The 2,979-nt window shown below is 33.2% G+C and carries 2 protein-coding genes; both read right to left on the reverse strand.

All coding sequences use genetic code 11. The features are described from left to right. Positions 1–31: 31 nt before the first annotated feature. Positions 32–1,225 (reverse strand): DUF6883 domain-containing protein, encoded by a 1,194-nt coding sequence (locus G6W41_RS09965; RefSeq protein WP_194171406.1) that lies wholly within the window; start codon positions 1,223–1,225, stop codon positions 32–34. Then, on the reverse strand, positions 1,209–2,498 hold the full coding sequence (locus G6W41_RS09970; protein WP_194171407.1) for a DUF637 domain-containing protein: 1,290 nt from the start codon (positions 2,496–2,498) through the stop codon (positions 1,209–1,211). Before G6W41_RS09970 ends, G6W41_RS09965 begins: the two co-directional genes overlap by 17 nt. Between the last annotated feature and the right edge of the window lie 481 nt (positions 2,499–2,979).

Consider the following 2,979-nt stretch of genomic DNA (forward strand, 5'->3'; position numbering starts at 1 on the left):
ACAACATCTAGTTCATTAAACATTTTATATCCTACTTTTTCGTCGGAATAGCTGTTATCAACCTAATATTCCCATCTTTATTTTTTATCCAAACAAATTTTACATCAATGTTTTTACTATTAGCACCAACAATAGGAATAATTTGTTCGTATTTTTGTCCATATTGTGTTAATTCAGTTTTTATTGCTACTTTTTCATCAAATTTGATTTGCCTTGCTAAATCATCGGCATTTGTTTTTATAAAACCCAATGCTTCTTTAAACCATTGAGCCTTAGTAGCTCCTGTTTTATGTGTTGGGTCTAAAAGATAGTTATTCAATTTTATATCTATACTTTCTTTTGTAATATCATTTACAATCTCACTTCCCCCAGCAAGAACTATTCCATCATTACCATTATTGTTCCAATTGTTTGCGTTATTATTTGAATTTGTAGTAGCCGATTTAGTATCGCTTGGTTTATTGTTTTTAACTATATTGTCGCCATTTTTACCAATATTTGCTAGTTTGCTACTATTTTTTGCTATTTGTCCTACTTTACCAGCTGCTCCAAGAGAACCTATATTTTCACCTAGTGCGTGATAACTTCTATAATTTATAGAGCTTTGATCACCTAAGACACTATCTACAAAATTTTCAGCCATAAATTCTTGTATGTTTGCATTTACATTTTTGGCTGTTAGGATAGGGTGATAAAAAGCATTATTTAAACCGTTTATTGAATCTACTGGATGTAAGATAATATTTCCTATATCAGCAAGTCCTTCAATCCCACCTACTGCAAATCCGCCTAGACCATATATGGTTGATTTTGTATAATCTAATATGCCATGGTTTGTTTTAATATACAAATTATTTTTGTAAAAATCTGAATTATCATATGCCTTTGAAGCATACATATACCTATCCTCATATTGCTTCTTATCTGGGTTAAAGGCATTTGTATTATCTAGGCTTGTATTATAAAAGCTACTTTGCTTTATGAAATTTGTTGCTAGTTCTATATTATATAGATCATTTGAGCTTAGGCTTTGTCTATAAGTTTCATTAAATGATTTATCTGTTAGAGACACTGCTGCTTTTGCTAGGATAGATTTTGCTTCATCATCACTATAAATTTTATTTGTTGTAGTTTGAAGCTTTGATTTAAAGCTTTCTATATTGTTTTTATTGTTTATAAAGTCTATCTCTCTTTGATGAAGCTGTCTATTATAAGTAATCTGCACTTGTAGTTATTTTATAGCCTGTGTTTGCTCCTTTATCGCCATTAGCTATGCCTCCAGCTATTATGCCTATTAGCTGAGATGCTAGTAGGCGTTTGTTGTTATAAGCTTCTATCTCTTTAGTGCTCATATTTGATGTATCTTTATGTAGTGCAGAAGAGATTGCTTCATTTACTGCCCCGCTTAATGCACCAGCTGCAACGTTTTCATGAGACAATTTTGCTGATAGTGCTCCTACGGCTGAGTGAAGAGCTATCTTGCCTAGATCTGATTCTTTAAATAATTGGTTAGAGTTTATATTTGCTTCATTGCTTGAGTAGCTTCCTACTGCCTTGTAAGCATTATCTGTTGCTTTAGAGATTAAATTTGATAGTAGTGCATCTTTAAAGTTTGTTTTATAGATAGCAGAGTTTATTGCTGCGTTTGATGTGGAGCTTAGTAGGTCTGCATATGAGAAAGTATAAGTTGGTGTGTTTATGATATTGGTATTACTTAGAGTGCTTATGCTTGATATGTAGTTACTAACATATGAGCCTACCCCTGCACTAATGGCTGATTTAGCTAGGGATGATGCGTCAAATTTTACCTTGCCATGAGATAAGAGATTGTTTGTTAGCTGGACTGTTGAGTTTGCTATGACAGCTGTTGTCATAGCTGATATGGCTAAACCTGCGGTTGAGCTAGCTGCTGCTGCACTACCTAGAACACCTGCTGCTACCGCACCACCAGCTCCTGCTGTTAGAAATGTAACTATGGCTGTTATTATTAGAGCTCCCATTCCACTAAGAGTAGTGGTATTATCTTCCCACTCTTTAGAATTTAGAACTGCTTTTACTTGTTTTATCGTCTCTTCGTCTATTGGAGTATCTGAGTTTGATCTTAGCTCTCTTATAACTCCCTCTTTAAATTCCTCTGAGTTTAAAGAGTCGTTTATAGTTTTAAAGGTTGTGGCATCTAGTTTATTAGTTATATTCTTGCCATTTAGTGTAAATTTATCTTTTACCTTGATGATAGCTGGGATTTCTACCTCTTCTATCTTGCCTTTATTTTTTACAGTAGCTGTTAAAACTCCTGCGTTGTTGCTTAGGCTTGTATTTACAGATGTGCTCTTTGCTGAGACTAAATTTAAAAGCTTTGTATTTACATCTACATTAGTAGCCTCTATGATAGAAGCTAGAGCGTTTATGGTATTTGAGTTTAGACTTATATCTTTTGCTGATAGTGTGCTTATGGCAAGATTATAGTTTGAGCTACTCTCTTCGCCATTTGACTTCATTAGGTCTCCAAAGCCTGAGTCTTTAAATTTAGATGAGCTCTCTAAGCTATATGAGGCTGGGAGTAAATTTATATTATCAGCTTTTATATCTAAGCTCTCATCTGCGCTGATATTTGAGCCTGAGAGTGTAGTATCTTGGTTTGAAGCTATGTTTATGTTTTTGGCGTTTAAATTAAAATCGTTTAAATCAATTTTTTAATATTTGGTGTCACTCAAATCAACACTTATGTCAAATTTAAAACATGTCCCTCAATTTTGCATGTTTATGAAGTACTGTTTTGATATATCCCAAAATTCTATTAGCTCATTCGCTAACGATATAATGGCTACATTGTAGTGCTTATTCAAAATCAAATTCGATTTTACCATTTTCATTTATCCAACCTATTCTAGGGCAAAAATCTCCGAAACAATATTCATCACTTTTAATTTGACTAAAATTATTATGTAATTCTTCTGGGATAGTACTACGCATATAAGC

The organism is Campylobacter concisus (genome assembly GCF_015230035.1).
GTDB classification, from domain to species: Bacteria; Campylobacterota; Campylobacteria; order Campylobacterales; family Campylobacteraceae; genus Campylobacter_A; species Campylobacter_A concisus_BK.